The following is a 15379-nucleotide window of genomic DNA, read 5'->3' as shown; positions in this document are numbered from 1 at the left end:
TGGTCAGGCGGTGTCCGGCATGAAGGCGACGTGAGCCCAGTCTGCTGCTCTCGCATGGAACAGGAGAAGGCGTGCTCCGACACCGTCCACCCAGCACGGGTGGCGAGAGGGAGTACCCCAAGCGGCCGAAACCGCAAGGGGTTGAGTACCGATGCGGGGTGCGCCGGCGGACCGGCTCGTAGTAGTGACGAAGCCTCTGTAATGGGGGTGGAGCGAAGGGGCCGGGTCATTCGCGACCGAGTGTGTCGTATCAACCAGAGGTATCTGGGAGGAATTCGATGGGCCGGTTGAAGTCACAGGCCAAGCCGTTCGAAATCTCGAAGTGGGAAGTGAAGGAGGCGTGGGGGGAAGTCAGGGCCAACAAAGGCGCCCCGGGTGTGGACGGTGAGTCCATCGACGAGTTCGAGAAGGACCTGAGGAACAACCTCTACAAGGTCTGGAACCGCATGTCGTCGGGCTCGTACTTTCCCTCTCCGGTGCGCGCGGTGGAAATTCCCAAGCCCCACGGCGGTGGCATGAGGATGCTCGGCATTCCTTGTGTCGCCGATAGGGTGGCGCAGACCGTTGTGGCTCGGCATCTGATGCGACGGGTGGATCCCATCTTCCATCCCGACAGCTACGGATACCGGCCCGGACGGTCCGCGCTGGACGCGGTCGGGGCCTGCCGGGAACGCTGCTGGAAGCGCGACTGGGTGATCGAGATCGACATCCGGAAGTTCTTCGACAGCGTCCGGTGGGACCTGCTGGTCAAGGCGGTGGAAGCACACACCGATGCCGTCTGGGTGAATTTGTATGTACGGCGATGGCTCGCCGCACCTCTGCAACTGTCCGACGGCAGCCTGCTGGAACGAGAACGCGGGACGCCTCAGGGCGCCCCGGTGTCTCCCGTGCTGGCGAATCTGTTTCTGCACTACGCGTTCGACATGTGGATGAGCCGGGAGTTCCCGACCGTCACCTTCGAACGCTACGCGGACGACGCGGTGCTGCACTGCGTCACCGAGCGTCAGGCCCGCCTGGTGCTGGCCGCGCTCCAGAACAGGATGGAAGAGGTCGGGCTGGAACTTCACCCGGCCAAGACCCGGATCGTGTACTGCCGGGACGCGAAGCGCCGTGGCTCGTACGAGCATATGGAGTTCACGTTCCTCGGCTACACCTTCCGCGCCAGAGCAAGCCGGACGACTCAGAGTGGGCAGACGTTCCTGTCCTTCTCCCCGGCTATCAGCAAGGACGCCCTGAAGAGGATCAGTGCGGAGGTCCGCTCCTGGCGGCTGCAACACCGCACCGGTTCGACCCTCACGGACCTCGCACGGCGGATCAATCCCGTCGTTGCGGGGTGGCTCAACTACTACGGTTGCTATGGCCGTTGGGTGTTGATCCCCTTCCTTCAGCGCATCAACGCCTACTTGGTGCGTTGGATCCGCAGGAAGTATCGACGGCTGGCGCCGTTGCGGAGGGCCATCGCGAAGTTCCAGGAGATTGCCCAGCGGTATCCGCGGATATTCGCGCACTGGCCGGACACAACGCTCGCCGCATTGGCCTGGTGATCAGGATGACAAGAGCGGAGTGACGAGAGATTGTCACGCTCCGTTCTGGGAGAGCCGAGGGGTGAGACTCCCCTCGGCTACTCGACTCAACAGCAGCGGTGCTCCGGCCGTGCCGAGGTCCAGGGCCCGTTCCAGAGCCGGGAACATGCTGGTCAGCAAGGCCTTGAGCCGGTTGATGGTGCGCGTGCGCTCAGCGACCAGGTCGACGCGATGTTCGGTCAAGAGCCGCAGCTCGATACCCGCGTCATCGCCAGGGCGGATCGGCTGCAGATCGCGGCGCATGCGGGCTTGATCGGCGATCACGCGGGCGTCCCCGGCATCGGTCTTGCCCGCCCCGCGGTAGCCGTCAGAGGCCCGGTTGACCGCGATGCCGGGGATGTAGACGAGCTCCTGCCCGTGGTTGACCAGCAGAGCGATCAACAGGCCAGGCTCACCGCCGGCCATGTCCATCGCCCAGGTCACCCGGTCACCATCGGCGAGGTCCAGCACATCACCGATCAGCTTCAGTAACTCCGGCTCGTCGTTCGCCACCCGCCGTGACAGCAGCGTGTGGCCCTCGCTGTCCAGGACCAGGCAGTGGTGGTGGGTCTTGCCGCAGTCGGTCCCCGCCCATATCCGGCTCATCATGCTCCATCAGGTCGTTCTTGCCTCGCATTCCACTGACGACCTCGCCGACATGGCTCTACACAGCGACCTCCTCGCACTTCCCAATCGGCGGCCGAGTCGTCGTGGGGAGCCGGGCGGCCAAGCATCTGAAGCCACGAGACGGCAGCCATTTGTCAGCCACACCCGGCTCCCCTGAGTGCCACAACCCTACGAACGGCTGGGGCAAACCCAGGAAGAAGGTAGAGCCATTTGTCCGCACAGTGCTGGGCCTGTGGGGCACCCGTGCGGGCGCCGTCAGCGAAGAACGCCGCGCGGTCGCGGCAGACGATCTGGACGCCGGGGTGCTCGCGCAGCCAGGCGGCGAGGGTCTCGGCCTCGCGGTCGGGCAGCAGGTCCAGGGGCTGGTGAGTCTCACAGTCGATCAGGATGGTGCCGTACCGGCGGCCCTTCCTGGTGGCGAACTCGTCCACCCCCAGCACCCGCGGCACCTCCCAGGCAGGCTCCGGCAGCGCCATCACCACGCGCAGCACGGTCATCCGGCTGACCACGATGCCCAGCAGCAGCGCCAGCCGGGCCACAGCGCGAGCGGCGAGCACGACACCGAGAGCACCGATCACGTGCTGCAGGACGGGCGTTCGCCGGCCATAGCGGCTGGTCAACCCGTCGACCTGCTCGACAAAGGTCACCCGCGCGCAGTCGCCGTTGTCGCAGAACAGCCGGCGCACCGACAACGCGATGACCACGGGCCGGGCGCCGACCGGCGCATCGGCAATCGTGCGCCCGTAGCGGCTGTGCACCCGCGTGGACACCGAACCGCACCCCGGACAGACAGCCGCCGTCCCGTCCTTCGTGCTCGCCTCGATCCGCAGGACGCCGCTCTCCACCATCACGTGCTCCACCAGCACCGTCACCAGGTGCGGGAACACCAACTCCAGCAAGTCCTCACACGACCGCAGGATGACCGGCAAAGCGACGGAGCGTCACCGGCGCACAGCAGCACGATCCACTTCACGAAATCCGTGCCTGAACCGTTTTCACGAGTCGACAACACGAAGTACCAGGTCACGGGCGGCCTTGCGCTTGCCCTGCCGGGTCAGGTTCCTTCGCCGGCACGGGGGCTTGCGGCCCTGCAGGCCGAGCTCGGCCATGAGCCGGGCGACGGTATTCTGCGAGACCTTCCAGCCCTCGGACCACAGGTCCAGCGTGATCCTGGGCGAGCCGTAGGTGTTGCCCGACCTGCGGAAGAAGTAAACGATCCGCTCGGCCAGCGCAGCCCGTCTGACCTCGGACTTCGTCGGCTGTCCGGGGCGCCGGCGCCATTTGTAGAACCAGGACTTGGACACGCCCCATGCCCGGGAGGCCAGAGTGTGCGGGACCTTGTGCCTGGTTTGCTGGTCGGCGATGAAGCCCGCCATCGTCACTTCGTCGCCTCCTTCACCCAGAGGACCACCGATCGCTTGAGAACATCGCGCTCCATCCCGAGCTCAGCGATCTCCTTGCGCTGCCGGGCATTCTCCTCCCGCAGCCGCTGCAGTTCCTCGCGCTCGGACTCGTCCAGCCCGCCGCGGGCCTCCGCGTCCACACGGGCCTTCGCCCGGTGAACCCACGTCTGCAACGTGCCCTCATGCACCCCCAGATCCCGCGCCACCTGCGCAGACGGCTTCCCGGTCTCCAGCACGATCCGCACCGCACCCTCACGGAACTCGGCATCGTACTTCCGTCGCTTCTCCGCCATGACCCTCAACTACCCCTATGGTCACGACTCCACGGTACGAGGGGAAGGTCACACCCCCAACAACGTGACAGTGCCCGGCGGCGTGTTCACGAGCAGCCCCTCCCGAGACGATCTCCACGAGCACCATCTCACACCCCGCAACTTAACCTGACGACGCCCATTGGACCCTCCCCGGACATGCCGATCACGGCTCACTGGATGCCGTTGAGGTCTCCGATTGCCTGGTGGATCCGCTCGGAGGCTTCCGCGATGTCCTTTTCGCTCACGGCAGTAGAGAGGGCCATGAATCCGCGCGGGGCGATCACGACCCCGTGGTTGAGGCAGGCGAGGTGGAGCTTGCTGTGGGGTTCCACGTTCAGCAGGGATCCCGCTCGTCGGAGGGTGAGGGGTATGCCGTGGGCTGTTGCGGCCGCGCGGAGCCCTCGTTCGAGTCTGGCACCGAGCTGGTCGAGCCGCTCGATCTCGGCGGTTTGGTAGTGGCGCAGCGCAATGGTGCCTGCGGCTGTGGCCAGCGGGTTGCCGTTGAAAGTGCCTGCGTGGTGGAGGTGATGGGGGTGGGCGGGGTCGAGGACGGACAGCAGTTCGCGGCTGCCTGCGATCGCGCCGATAGGTAGCCCGCCGCCGATGATTTTGCCCAGGAGGGTGAGATCCGGGCTGAGTTCGAGGGGGGCCTGCAATCCATGGGCGTGCAGGCGGAGCGTGACGACTTCGTCGAGGACGAACAGGGCTCCTGCGGCCCGCGTTAGTTGCGCGACGTTGGACAGAAAGGCGGGATCGCCGGTGATGACTCCGCCTGCGGACTGGACCGGTTCGAGGTAGACCGCGGCGATGTTGTTCTTGTGCGCGGTGAGTACGCGGGCGAAGGCTTCTGTGTCGTTGTAGGCCGCGTAGAGGGTGTCGGTGCCGGTGCTGGTGGGGATCGGCTCGATTCCGTGATAGCTGCCGGTGGCTCTGAGGAGCAGATGTCTGCCGGTGACGGCGGTGGCGATGCGGCGAGCGAGTAGGGCAGCCTCGGTGCCCGAGTTGCATAGCCGTACGTGTTCGGCGCGTGGGAGCCTGCCCAAGAGTTCCTCGGCCAGGTCCAGCGTGCCTTGGGCTCCGCCCGCCCAGGCAGAGCCCAGGGCCGCAGCTTGGGTGATCGCCTCGATGACGGGCGGGAAGCAGTTGCCGTGGATGAGGCTGGAGTAGTTGGAGAGTAGATCGATATAGCGGTGTCCGTCCGCGTCCCACAGGTAAGGCCCTTCTCCTCGCACGAACGTGAGGGGGTAGGGGGGATACGCGGCGGGGGTCCGTGTCGTGCCGCCGGGCAGGAGTCGCTGGGCCCGCCGGAAGTGTTCGGCCGAGCGCGGCGTGCGTGCTCGGTAGCCGCGCTCGATTGCGTTCATCTCAGCCCGCCAGGGCAGCTGTCGTCAGGGTGTCGAAGCAGGCGCTCTTGAGTAGTTCCGCGGTCGCTTCGATGTAGCCCGTCATCTCGTGGTCGTGGTCGAGATAGGGGATGTCACGGCGGACCCGGTCGTACAGAGTCCGGCTGACCGGGCCGAGTCCGTCCGCCCCGCGGATATCGGCGGCCTGGCAGCCACACAGCAGCTCGAAGGCGACCACGTGGAAGGCGTTGGTGAGGATCTCCTGGGCGCGCCTGGCGGCGATGAGGCCGAGTGAGACGATGTCCTGGAAGTCCCCGGTGGAGGTGAGGGTCTGCACCGAAACAGGGATACATAAGGAGCGGTTCTCGGCGGTGAGGGAAGCGGACAGGAACTGGCCGCCCATGAAGCCGAGCCGGATTCCGGGGGTCTCCACGCACAGGAAGGCAGGCAGAAGGCCGTTACTGGATGCGTCGAGGAAGCGGTCGATGCGCCGGTCTGCGAGGTTAGTGAGGGTGGTCAGGGCGATCGCGACGTGGTCCATGGCGGTGGAGATGTACTGCCCGTGGAAGTGGCCGTTGTGGAACACCTCGCCAGGTTCCCCCACGATGAGGGGGTTGTCATTGCTGGAGTTCAGTTCGCGTTCGACAACGTCGGTCGCCTGGCGCAGTGCTTCCCATACAGGGCCGAGGATCTGCGGGGTGCACCGCAGCGAGTACGCGTCCTCGATCGCACGGTCCATTGCGGAGGCTTCCTTACCACGGTGTCCGGCCAGATAGGCCGATACCTCGTGTTCGTCCTGCAGCAGGCGGCTGCCGTCCAGGGATCCGAAGAGACGCTCGGCCACGGCCGTCTGGTCCGGGTGCGGCTTGAGCCGGTGGACGACTGGGTCGAGCGCATGTCGCTTGGCTCCGAGGGTTTCGAAGGTCAGGCAGGTCACCGCCTCGTAGGAGCGGAGCAGAATGCTTGCCTCCTCCACAACCAGTGCGCCCAGTGCGCACATGGCGGAGGTGCCATTGATCAGTGCTAGTCCTTCCTTGTAGTCCAGGGCCATGGGTTCGATGCCGGCCTGGTGCAGGGCTTCCGCTCCGGACATCACCTCACCGTCCACCATGGCGCGCCCATGACCGGTGGCGACCAGGGCGATGGCCGCTAGCGGCCCCAGGTCTCCACTGGCTCCGAGGGATCCCTTACTCGGTACGTACGGGACGACTTCAGAATTGATGATGGCCTGGTAGGTAAGGAAGTTCTGCAGCGTGATTGCGGAGTTGCCGCGTGCCAGCGAGTTGAGGCGGGCGATCATTATGGCCCGTACTTCGCTGGGGCTGAACGGTGTACCGACGTTGGTCGCGACCGCGTTGATCAAGTTCTGTTGTACCGCATTCGCCTGCTCCACCGGCACGAGGTAATGAACAAAGCCACCCATGCTGGTGTTCACTCCGTAAATGGTGCGACCCTGGGCAAGCAGTCGGTCCAGTTCCTGCCGGGAAGTCGCAACTCGCCTCAAGGCCGATTCGTCAGCCTTGACCAGCGTGCTACGGCTCGAGGCCAGCGAGGCGAGCTGGGTTGCCGTCAGGTTATTGCCGGAAAGGTTGTACGTCATCATCGCTGGGTGCTCTCTCTGCTGCCGTGGTGTCCGGTCGCCTGGGCGAGTTCCTCACCGTGAGGATCTATCTCCACGGCCAGGCCGTTGAACAGGCCGGCCAGCATCCGGTAGCAGCCGGTGACCAGCACGGCCTCGGCGATCTGCCGGTCGGAAAAGTGATCGCGCAGTTCATGTACCAGCGACGCGGTAAGTGAGCAGTCATCCAGCAGCTGTTGCCCGGCACGCAGCAACGCCGCGTCGGCCGGGTCGGGCCACGGAACCTGTGAACCGGCGCGCAGGTGGCGCAGTTCCTCCTCGCTGATGCCGGCTGCCCTGGCGATGGGCTCGTGCTGCGCGGCCTCGTAGGAGGAGCCGGTGTGGTGAGCCGTCTGCAGGATCAGCAGTTCGCGGTGCCGTGAACTGAGCGCCAGATCCTGGAGCAGGGCAAGCACCAGGTCCATGACGGCCGGCAGCGCGGTCGGCGCAAGTGAAAGGGCGCGGACTGCGTTCAACCGCACTGGTAATGCATCCAGTGCTGCCGCCGCACGCGGAGGCAGCGATTCCGGATCGGGATACGGAAGGCGCGCCATGGAAGGCTCCAGACTTCAGTCGGCTCGGCGAGAGATACCGAGTGTTGGGACGGGACGTCACCTTTAATAACCCGTCGGTGTCCAGACCGTTCAACAGGTCGGCGAGCTTGCATGCGGCGAGGTTCAGACCGGGTTAAGGAATTCCTGCAGGGAAACTCGCGGAACTGCTCTGGTGTGCGGCCGGCTACCAACATGTATAAGCCCGACTCTGGGAAATCTCCTCTGCATCAGCATCGTCGAACAGCTGGGACTTCCGCGAATTTATGCATTCCCCCAAAAAATATGCGGCGCCGCAGGTACCAGCGAAGCGCCTGACAACGCTGCACGGGAAGACGTTGTACAGTCGCGCGCCCTCGAACCTACGCCCACCTGCACTATCCCGCACGTCGAAGCCGGGCTCGCGAGGATGCTGTCACGTTGACCGGTGCGTAAGATGATCTTCGGGTGGTCGTAGCTGTGAGTGGCCCGTCATGGAGAGTGCATCGCCGTCGCACAAAGGCCACCGCCACGCGCCTGGGCGGCAAGCTGCACATGTCCCTTCAGTCGGACATCGGTGACGGAGTAGTAGTTCGCTGATCTGTGGTGGGGCTATCTGTCATGTACGCAGACGGAGTTGCGGGACTTGCGGGTTCTGTCGACGATCTTGTGGTCGGGGCGGTCGAGGCTCACCGTGTGAGCAGGACGCGTTTGCGAAGGAGATCGAGGCTGGCACGGCCGAACATCTGGCGTTTCAGCATCTTCAGCCGGTTGATGTTGCCTTCGACGGCGCCTGAGCTGTGCGGCAGAGACAGCCCGTCGCGGACTGCGTCGAAGTCGCGGCGGAGGTTGCGGGCAAAGCCAGCGAGCGGAGCCAGGCTGTCCTGTTCGACGTCGGTGATCCAGTCTTCGAGGCGGTCGCCGTGGCGGCCGGTCATCATTGCGGCGAACTTCCTGACGTGACGAGTGAGCCGGTCCAGTTCGGGATCGCGCTCACGCAGCCGGTGCAGCTTGTCGGCGTCCTCGTCTCGCAGGTTCTCGGGGTGGGTCATGATCCAGGAGGTGACCTCGCGGACCGAAGGAGGCTTCGGTCCCAGGCCGGGTGCATGTCCGCGCCCGGTCCGGTAGCGCCGCAGATGCCGCTGAACGGCCAGCTCGCCGCCGGGATAGCCGAGTTGCTTGATCTCGCGGTAGAGCTGGGCGGCGTTCCTGACGCCCTCATTCCAGCGCCGGTGCAGGTAGCCGACGTACGGGTCGACGACATGCGCTCGCTGGAGATTCTTGGCGACGACATCGTCGGCGGAGCGGGCATTGACCAGTTTACGGACGGTGGCCTGGTGCAGCCCGAGTTTCCGGCCGATCGCCGCCTTCGACATCCCCTGCTGCCACAGCTCATGGGCGGCAGCATGCTGCTCACGCAGCCGGACCACGACCTTCAGCTCTTTCGGTGGCTGGACCACCTCGGGCTCCACGTCCAGGTGGCCGGGGCTGGAGGCCGAGCCGGGAGGCGGTTCGGCCAGGCGGGAGCGGTGGGCGTTGACCGTCTTCTCGACTGCCTGGCCGAGGTTGGCCCACAGATGACCCATGGTCGACATCGTGCAAATGGTCGGCCGCGCCCTGCGAATCCAGCCGGGCACGGAAAAATCGCCTCACTGGTTGTTCCGGTCTTTCTCGGAGAAGACGAGAATCCCGACGACATGCTCACGTCCCCCGCGTACAGCGACTTGGCCAAGATCCTTGAAGCGCTCCGCGCGCACGATGCGGACGTGATCGAAGCCCTCGCCGACTCCCGCCCCCGCAGTGGAAGTTGGGAAAGCGCCGAAGCCGAGGACACCGGCCAGGGCGCCGGTGCAGAGGAATCCAGGGAGGACAGTGAGGGCCTGGACGGCGAGGAGCCGGTCGATGCGGTGAGTGCCGGGGCGCGGGAGCTGCTGAAGTTCTCCAGCCCGCGTGATCCCGCGCAGCTGGCACGGTTCGTGAGGTTGCGGGTGCTGGAGCCGGAGAACGAGTACTGGCGGCGCGGCATCGAAGCCGCCGCCCGGTACGTGAAGGAGAGCGGAGCCGTGCAACTGCGGGTGCCCTACGGCTATGTGACACCTGCGGAGTGGTCGCCTGCGGGGTTTCCGCTCGGGACGTGGCTGGCCACCCAGCGGAAGATCAACAAGGCCGGACGGCTCGACAGGGAACGGGCTGCGGAGCTTCATGCGCTGGGGATGGTGTGGTCGCACCAGGACATCGCCTTCGAAGAAGGCCTCGCCGCAGCTCGGGAATGGGCCGCCGAACACGGACACTTTCTTCCGCCCGCCACCGCGGTATGGAACGGCTACCCCGTCGGGAACTGGGCCAAGACACAACGCGCCGCAGCCAAGCGAGCTGACGAGCTCGAGGCCCGGCGCGAGGCCGGCGAGCCGACCGGCTCCGAGGCCGGCGCTGCCCCAATCACGGCGCGAGGCACTCGATGAAATCGACCCCGGCTGGTGTCCGGCCTGGGATGTGGGCTGGCAACGCGCCTTCCGCCTCACCCAAGCCCACGTGATCGGCGGCGGAAGCGTGCCGATGGTGGCGGGAGACGTCATCGTCCAGGGCGAAGACCTCGGACAGTGGGTACAGGCACAACGGTACGGCTTCGAGCAACTCCTACCCGCACAGCAGTGGCTGCTTGAGAACGTCCTCGGACTCGAGGCGGCCGGAGAGGACGAGCGGCCCGTGAAGCGAACCCAGGACCACAAGTGGAACCTCAACCTCACCGCCGCCCGACAATACCGGGCCCGCGAAGGACACCTGAAAGTGCCCCGTAAGCACATCGAGGAGGTGCCCGTCGACCAGGCCGGACCTGCCGCCACCGGCCGCGAAACCACCCCCGAGAACACGGTCGCCGTCGCCCTGGGCATGTGGATCACCAACACACGCCGCCGCGCCACAAAGCTGAGCGACCAACGCCGCACCGAGTTGGACCAGCTCGGCATGCACTGGTAGACGGCCCTCAGTGGTACAGGTCCTCCAGTCCGACGAGGACGATCGCGGGGTCGTGGGCAGCTTGTGCGCGGAGCTCGTCGGTGAAGCCGGCGCCGCTGTAGCAGGCCAGCTTGGCGTTCTCGGCTCCGTGACGGCCTTGCGCGGTCAGGAGCGCGCGGATACGGCGGAGGCGTTCGAGATGACCCGAGCTCATGACCTCGCCCCATTTGGCCTCGCCGATGGACAGCAGTGGCTGGCGGTTGTCGTCGTCCAGGCCGAAGGCGACGACATCGACTTCGTGAGAGGTCTTGTTGCCCGGGTCGTTGACCGTGCCGGAGCCGACCTGGTTGGCGAAGTCGCCGAGAAGGGACTCCTGCGCCATGTGCCGGGTCCAGTGCTGGCAGATGTACTCGAAGTGCGGTCCCATGACGTTACCGGTGAAGCGGCGTTGGCTCCGCGTCCACAGGCGGGTCGCGTCGCGGGTGTGCTCAAGGTCGGACCAGATGGGACGCATCACCGCGTGGTAGAAGGTGACCAGCGGCTCAGCGATGCGGAATGTGGTGCGGTTCTTCTTGAAGACGTCGGGCTCGCGGGTGATGAGTCCGCAGTCTTCGAGGACAGTGAGCGGGTGGGCCAGATCTCCTGACTTGCGGCCCAGGTAGGAGGCGATCCCTCCGCGGTTGGCGTTGCCGCCTGCGATAGCAGCGAGCACGGAGTGGTAGAGCGCTGCGTCATGTAGGTCGGGCTCGTCCGCCAGGAGATAGCGGGCTTCCCTGAACAGCGGGCTGGTCGGGGACAACACGGTCCGCAGGACCCAGGGATCGAAATCCTCAGGACCTTCAGGGGCGTCGTCCCGGACGAACTCCCGCCGGTAGGCGGGAGTTCCGCCGACGATCGCGTTGACCTTCATCGCAGTAGCCGGGTCGTCAACGCCCCAGAACTCAGCAGCCAGGCGGTAGTCCAGAGTGGGAACGACCAGCTCGAGGCCGGCCCGGCCACGCAGCGGCGCGTTCCCACTCAGCAACCGGCCCATGAAGGACATGGCTGAGCCGCAGAGCAGCAGCCGGGTCCGGCTGCCATCCCTCTCAGGCCGCAAAGGGGCCAGGGCGTTCTGAATGATCGACGGCAGACGTGGGTTGGCCCTGGCCAGGTACGGGAACTCATCGATGACCACGGGGACAGGCCGCTCCCGCCCGAGGCTGAGCAGTGCATCGATCACCGCATGCCAGTCACCGAAGTCGAGGGCAGCTGGTGCGCCGAGATGCTCGGACAAGGCTGCACCGATGGAACGCAATGATTCCCCGTCAGTCGCCTCATCCGCCGCGAAGTAGAACCCCCCACTCGCCTGGCACAGCGCCCGCAGCAGGAACGTCTTGCCCTGCCTGCGCCGACCGGAAACGACACCGAGCGTCGCACCCGCCCGAACATCCGTAGCGAACCTGCTCAGCGCCGACCACTCGGCATCCCGATCGAACATCTCTTCCGGCCGACTCAGCACTCGCACACCCCCAGGTTAATTAGTCCAGTTATGATAACTCCACTCACCATAGCTCCCACAGCAGACACCTGGGGCAACGGGTTCAGGGCTGGTGTTCGCGGCGCCGGCCTCGCTTCAGTCGCTTCCAGCGGCGGCGCGGCGGACGTCCTGTTTCCTGGAGGTCTTTCATGACCCGGGCGACGGCGTGGAAGTCGTTGTCACGGTGCAGGACATGCAGCCCGTGGTGCACGGCGGTGGCGCACAGGATGAGGTCCATAGCCCCGGCCGACCGGTGCTGCCCTTTCTGCGTCAGCTTGTACTGGGCCGCATCGACCCAGTACGCCACACATCCTTGGGGACCCTGACCGGCTCGAACATGTGGCGAGCTTCTCCTCGATCTCGTCACGGTGGGACGGGCTCTGTGCGCTGAAGAGGATCTCCGCCCGTGTCGCTTCGCACATCCGAATCGCACCAGTCTCCACGTCAGTCTTCCCCTGCGATCGTCCGGGCGGAAAGCGAGATGGGTGCGGCTCGTTCTGAGTGAGATCGCGGTCAGGCAGTAAGGGCGTATCTCGCCTGGTCATGGGCTGGGTAGAGCCGTTGATGTTCCTTGGCGAGATGATGTTTCCAGTAGGCGTCAAGATCACCGTTAGCGGCGGCGGCACGGAGTTTCAGGACGGCTTCGGCGCCGTCGAGACCCCAGCGGGCTCCGCTGATGTCGAGACGGTCGGCGACGAGATGGCGGGCCGCGCCTTCGATGATCCCGGTGGCGATGGGCCAGCCGGCCGCGAGGGCCTTCTCGTAGTGCAGGAAATCTGCGTTGCCGCGCAGGTAGCGGACGCAGGTATCGACACCGTGCCGCTGTCCGCCGGTCAACTTGGCCTGATCCGTGGAAGCACCAGGCCGCCGCCCACAACCTCTCCAGGACGTGGATGATGTCGATGACGATGTGCGCCTCGACGTGGTGGAGACGGGCTTCGGCCTGGACGAGGTCGAGTTGATGGCGGGCGCCGTCGACCAGGACCACCCAGGTGCGGCGATGTTCGGGGTCGCGGGCCTGCGCGTGCTCGAAGACCTGCGCCACAACGTGCTCGGCGTCGTGTTCCACCGAGCCGCACAGCCACTTGTCCCGGGCAACGGGGCCGGGCCGGCGGATGTGCCCGTCCGTGAAGCCGCCGGGCGGCGTGATCACATCGTGCGGCCGGCGGGGTGCCGGTTCGGCGTCGTAGACCGCGCCGAGCGTGGCCATGCGTTTTCTGCCGTTCTTCTCCCCGGCGGCCAGACGCGTGCGAAAGGCGTGCTGCCGCTTTTCGGCGGCCTGCCGGGTGGCCTCCCGCAGGGCCTCGGGCCTCATCACGATGCCCTTGCCGTCCGCGGACAGCACCAACACTGTTGCCGGAGCGCAGGGTTGAACGATTCTGGCGTTGTAGAAGGCGTCGACGTCACCGGCGGCCTCGACGAGCAGACCGGCGAGCCGACGCTTGCCGAGCACGCGGCCGCACCGCCGGATGATCGTCTCGTGGGCCGCGTCGTAGGACATCCGGGTGGCCGCCTGGACGGCGAGGCGGGCCAGACCGTGCGAGTGTCGGCCCCGCGGCAGTGACAGCACCGCATCCGCCGGGTGCACGTTCGACGCCTCCAGGCGCCTCCAGGCGAGGCGGGAGACGGTCACCGTGCCGAACACCGTGGCCAGCAGCCGGCCATGGCCCCTCTCCAGCCGCGGCCGCGGCAGACCGTCCGTACCGATCACGCGGGGCCGCAAGCTCGCCACAGCCTCCTGCTCGCGCCGCTCCCGCAGGTCCAGGTGATCCTGGAACAGCTGCCGCAGCAGGTCACGGCCCCTGTCTTCCAAGAGATCCTCCAGCTCATGATGGGCCAGATCGCCAGTCGTCGGCGATGCCAGCTCCGTCACGAGCATGCTGAATAAATTCGCCGCCGCCTCAAAGTCGTCAGCACTCGGCGGCGTGTCGTACCGTTCCACGGCGTTCTTCTTCCTACGGGCGTTTCGGTTGGCACCTACGAACGTAGGGAAGAAGAACCCTCAGCCGCCAGAACCCTGGCCCAACGGCCCACTGTCCTCGGCGTGTTCGAGCAGCGCGAACAGGCCCGGACTGTCCTCGCTCAGCCAGCCCCGGCGCGCGAGCCGCTTCAGTTTCACCCGCACCGATTCCACCTTCGAGGGGCCCTCGCCCCGGCCGATCGCCACCGAGACCGCCTTCGACCGCATCGGCCGCCCCGCCGCGATGAGCACCTCCATGATGTCCCGGTACCCAGACGGCAGCAGCGATGCGTCCATCCCCGCCTCCCGCTCGGGCACCGTCACCACCCCGATCGGCGACTCCCCTCCCGCCCGCTGCGGCCCCGCCGCAGGCCGCGGCACCGGCTCCTCGGCCGCCGCGTCGTCGAGGACCTCCCGCACCACCGCCCGGGCGACCTCCACCTGCGCGAGCATCTCCTCGAACGCCTCCAGTTGCTCGCTCAGCTCCGCTACCTGCACCCGCAGTTCGCCCACCCGTTCCCCGATAGCCGACTCACGCCGTTCCAGCTCCTCCAGCAGGGACACCATCACCCCACCCCCTCACCCAGAAGGTAGAAGCGACCAGCACTCACCACCAGCCCACCCACACAAAACGCCAGCTCAGCCAGTCACTCGAAACGAGCCGGACCCATCGCAGTCAGAACCGGGCCAGGCCGAGTTCGGCCATGACCTTCGCTGACTGGACACACCCGCTTCATCTGCTGGGTGGACTGGCTGGTGCGTACGATGGTGGCAGTGCTTGGCTGGGAGGCAGCGTCATGGGTGTGTTGTATCCGGAATACTCACAGTGGCTGAGTCATGTTCGGCGTTCGATGATGCTTCCCAAATCCGTCAAGCTCCTGTTCGATCAGGGGCGTCTCTACATGGCCCCTGTGACGGAGGCGCACAGTGAGGCGGACGACTCGATCCGGGGGCAGTTGGCCGAGCAGTTGCGTGATGGTTCCGGCGGACTGCATGTGACTCGGGACAAAGGGGTGCTGCCCGAGCGTGATGGCTATACGCCGGAGCCCGATGTGCTCGTGGTGGATGCGGGGGCGCTGGGTCCGGGAGACGCTTTCGTCGATCAGAAGCATGTGCACTTCGTTGCGGAGAGTGTGTCGCGGTCGACAGTGGGTCAGGACTATGGGCGCAAGCTCAACCAGTACGCGGCGCGCGGGATTCCGGTGTACCTCATCGTGGACGTGCTGACTGGGGAATGCGTGCTGTACCAGGCGCCGAAGGACGACGAGTATACTTCGGCCGTGCCCTACCGTTTCGGTGAGCCTGTCACTTTCGACATCGCTGGTGTGCCGGTCACCGTCCGGACGGACTTCAAGAAGATCTCGTGAGCGTGGGGCCCGTGTCGTCTCCGGTGACGGCTGCAGGGTCGTCCGGGCAGTGTCGGACGGGGGCCGCGTCGCTTTCGGCGTCATTCTGTGGCGAGGAGGAGAGTCTGAGCGGGCGCGGATTTTACCTGTGTTGACGGATTCGGGGGGCGGTTTCCCAGTCTGGTGTTCGGGTGGCAGACTGGGG

Annotated in this window: 14 protein-coding genes and 2 pseudogenes; 4 read left to right on the top strand and 12 right to left on the bottom strand. The window is 66.1% G+C overall.

The genetic code is table 11. From position 1 onward, the window contains the following. Positions 1-278 precede the first annotated feature (278 nt). Complete coding sequence (gene ltrA, locus ABIE67_RS46310; protein ID WP_370267769.1) at positions 279-1544, top strand: group II intron reverse transcriptase/maturase; 1266 nt, start codon at positions 279-281, stop codon at positions 1542-1544. A gap of 84 nt (positions 1545-1628) precedes the next feature. Here ltrA and ABIE67_RS46305 read toward each other — a convergent pair. From ABIE67_RS46305 to ABIE67_RS46270, 8 genes and pseudogenes are all read right to left on the bottom strand, one after another. Continuing rightward, positions 1629-2168, bottom strand: a pseudogene (locus ABIE67_RS46305) (IS110 family transposase); the annotation flags it as partial. Positions 2169-2323: 155 nt separating this feature from the next. After that, positions 2324-3118: an ISL3 family transposase gene (locus tag ABIE67_RS46300; RefSeq protein ID WP_370269967.1), complete on the bottom strand. Its 795-nt coding sequence runs from the start codon at positions 3116-3118 to the stop codon at positions 2324-2326. A gap of 66 nt (positions 3119-3184) precedes the next feature. Further along, a complete protein-coding gene (locus ABIE67_RS46295) occupies positions 3185-3565 on the bottom strand; it encodes an IS3 family transposase (protein WP_370270829.1) in 381 nt (126 codons plus the stop codon). Positions 3566-3567: 2 nt separating this feature from the next. Continuing rightward, positions 3568-3885, bottom strand: a complete 318-nt coding sequence (locus tag ABIE67_RS46290; RefSeq protein WP_370269964.1) for a transposase — start codon at positions 3883-3885, stop codon at positions 3568-3570. A 191-nt stretch (positions 3886-4076) separates the two neighbouring features. Next, positions 4077-5270, bottom strand: coding sequence for an aspartate aminotransferase family protein (locus tag ABIE67_RS46285; protein WP_370269960.1), 1194 nt, complete (start codon positions 5268-5270; stop codon positions 4077-4079). A gap of 1 nt (position 5271) precedes the next feature. Then, positions 5272-6852 (bottom strand): aromatic amino acid lyase, encoded by a 1581-nt coding sequence (locus ABIE67_RS46280; protein ID WP_370269955.1) that lies wholly within the window; start codon positions 6850-6852, stop codon positions 5272-5274. Beyond that, positions 6849-7421 (bottom strand): carboxymuconolactone decarboxylase family protein, encoded by a 573-nt coding sequence (locus tag ABIE67_RS46275; RefSeq protein WP_370269951.1) that lies wholly within the window; start codon positions 7419-7421, stop codon positions 6849-6851. Before ABIE67_RS46275 ends, ABIE67_RS46280 begins: the two co-directional genes overlap by 4 nt. Positions 7422-8086: 665 nt before the next feature. Beyond that, positions 8087-8992, bottom strand: coding sequence for a transposase (locus ABIE67_RS46270; protein ID WP_370269946.1), 906 nt, complete (start codon positions 8990-8992; stop codon positions 8087-8089). Here ABIE67_RS46270 and ABIE67_RS46265 point away from each other — a divergent pair. Together ABIE67_RS46265 and ABIE67_RS46260 are read left to right on the top strand one after the other, a co-directional pair. Further along, positions 8975-9859: a helicase associated domain-containing protein gene (locus ABIE67_RS46265; RefSeq protein ID WP_370269941.1), complete on the top strand. Its 885-nt coding sequence runs from the start codon at positions 8975-8977 to the stop codon at positions 9857-9859. The genes ABIE67_RS46270 and ABIE67_RS46265 overlap by 18 nt on opposite strands. Positions 9860-9929: 70 nt before the next feature. Then, positions 9930-10373: a helicase associated domain-containing protein gene (locus ABIE67_RS46260; protein ID WP_370269937.1), complete on the top strand. Its 444-nt coding sequence runs from the start codon at positions 9930-9932 to the stop codon at positions 10371-10373. 7 nt (positions 10374-10380) lie between these two features. On the opposite strand, the gene ABIE67_RS46255 is transcribed toward ABIE67_RS46260, so the two are convergent. The 4 genes and pseudogenes from ABIE67_RS46255 to ABIE67_RS46240 form a co-directional block, all read right to left on the bottom strand. Beyond that, positions 10381-11829: an ATP-binding protein gene (locus ABIE67_RS46255; RefSeq protein WP_370270825.1), complete on the bottom strand. Its 1449-nt coding sequence runs from the start codon at positions 11827-11829 to the stop codon at positions 10381-10383. Between the two features lie 103 nt (positions 11830-11932). Then, entirely contained in the window at positions 11933-12175 is a 243-nt protein-coding gene (locus ABIE67_RS46250) for a hypothetical protein (protein WP_370269933.1), read from the bottom strand. A 206-nt stretch (positions 12176-12381) separates the two neighbouring features. Next, a pseudogene (locus ABIE67_RS46245) lies at positions 12382-13810 on the bottom strand (ISKra4 family transposase). Between the two features lie 60 nt (positions 13811-13870). Further along, positions 13871-14395, bottom strand: a complete 525-nt coding sequence (locus ABIE67_RS46240) for a hypothetical protein (protein ID WP_370269890.1) — start codon at positions 14393-14395, stop codon at positions 13871-13873. A gap of 137 nt (positions 14396-14532) precedes the next feature. Between ABIE67_RS46240 and ABIE67_RS46235 the strand changes: the two genes are divergently transcribed. Then, the gene (locus ABIE67_RS46235) at positions 14533-15195 is read left to right on the top strand and encodes a Uma2 family endonuclease (protein WP_370269930.1); all 663 of its coding nucleotides are present in this window, start codon (positions 14533-14535) and stop codon (positions 15193-15195) included. Positions 15196-15379: the final 184 nt, after the last annotated feature.

Source organism: Streptomyces sp. V4I8 (genome assembly GCF_041261225.1).
Taxonomy (GTDB): Bacteria; Actinomycetota; Actinomycetes; order Streptomycetales; family Streptomycetaceae; genus Streptomyces.
The sequence above is the reverse complement of the archived record's forward strand: the minus strand, read 5'-3'. Positions and strand labels throughout refer to the sequence as shown.

Excerpts from the sequence above, each read along its gene's own strand:
- ltrA (WP_370267769.1), top strand. The coding sequence starts at position 279 with ATGGGCCGGTTGAAGTCACAGGCCAAGCCGTTCGAAATCTCGAAGTGG.
- ABIE67_RS46295 (WP_370270829.1), bottom strand. The coding sequence starts at position 3,565 with ATGGCGGGCTTCATCGCCGACCAGCAAACCAGGCACAAGGTCCCGCAC.
- ABIE67_RS46290 (WP_370269964.1), bottom strand. The coding sequence starts at position 3,885 with ATGGCGGAGAAGCGACGGAAGTACGATGCCGAGTTCCGTGAGGGTGCG.
- ABIE67_RS46285 (WP_370269960.1), bottom strand. The coding sequence starts at position 5,270 with ATGAACGCAATCGAGCGCGGCTACCGAGCACGCACGCCGCGCTCGGCC.
- ABIE67_RS46280 (WP_370269955.1), bottom strand. The coding sequence starts at position 6,852 with ATGATGACGTACAACCTTTCCGGCAATAACCTGACGGCAACCCAGCTC.
- ABIE67_RS46275 (WP_370269951.1), bottom strand. The coding sequence starts at position 7,421 with ATGGCGCGCCTTCCGTATCCCGATCCGGAATCGCTGCCTCCGCGTGCG.
- ABIE67_RS46265 (WP_370269941.1), top strand. The coding sequence starts at position 8,975 with ATGACCCATGGTCGACATCGTGCAAATGGTCGGCCGCGCCCTGCGAAT.
- ABIE67_RS46270 (WP_370269946.1), bottom strand. The coding sequence starts at position 8,992 with ATGTCGACCATGGGTCATCTGTGGGCCAACCTCGGCCAGGCAGTCGAG.
- ABIE67_RS46255 (WP_370270825.1), bottom strand. The coding sequence starts at position 11,829 with ATGTTCGATCGGGATGCCGAGTGGTCGGCGCTGAGCAGGTTCGCTACG.
- ABIE67_RS46240 (WP_370269890.1), bottom strand. The coding sequence starts at position 14,395 with ATGGTGTCCCTGCTGGAGGAGCTGGAACGGCGTGAGTCGGCTATCGGG.
- ABIE67_RS46235 (WP_370269930.1), top strand. The coding sequence starts at position 14,533 with ATGACCTTCGCTGACTGGACACACCCGCTTCATCTGCTGGGTGGACTG.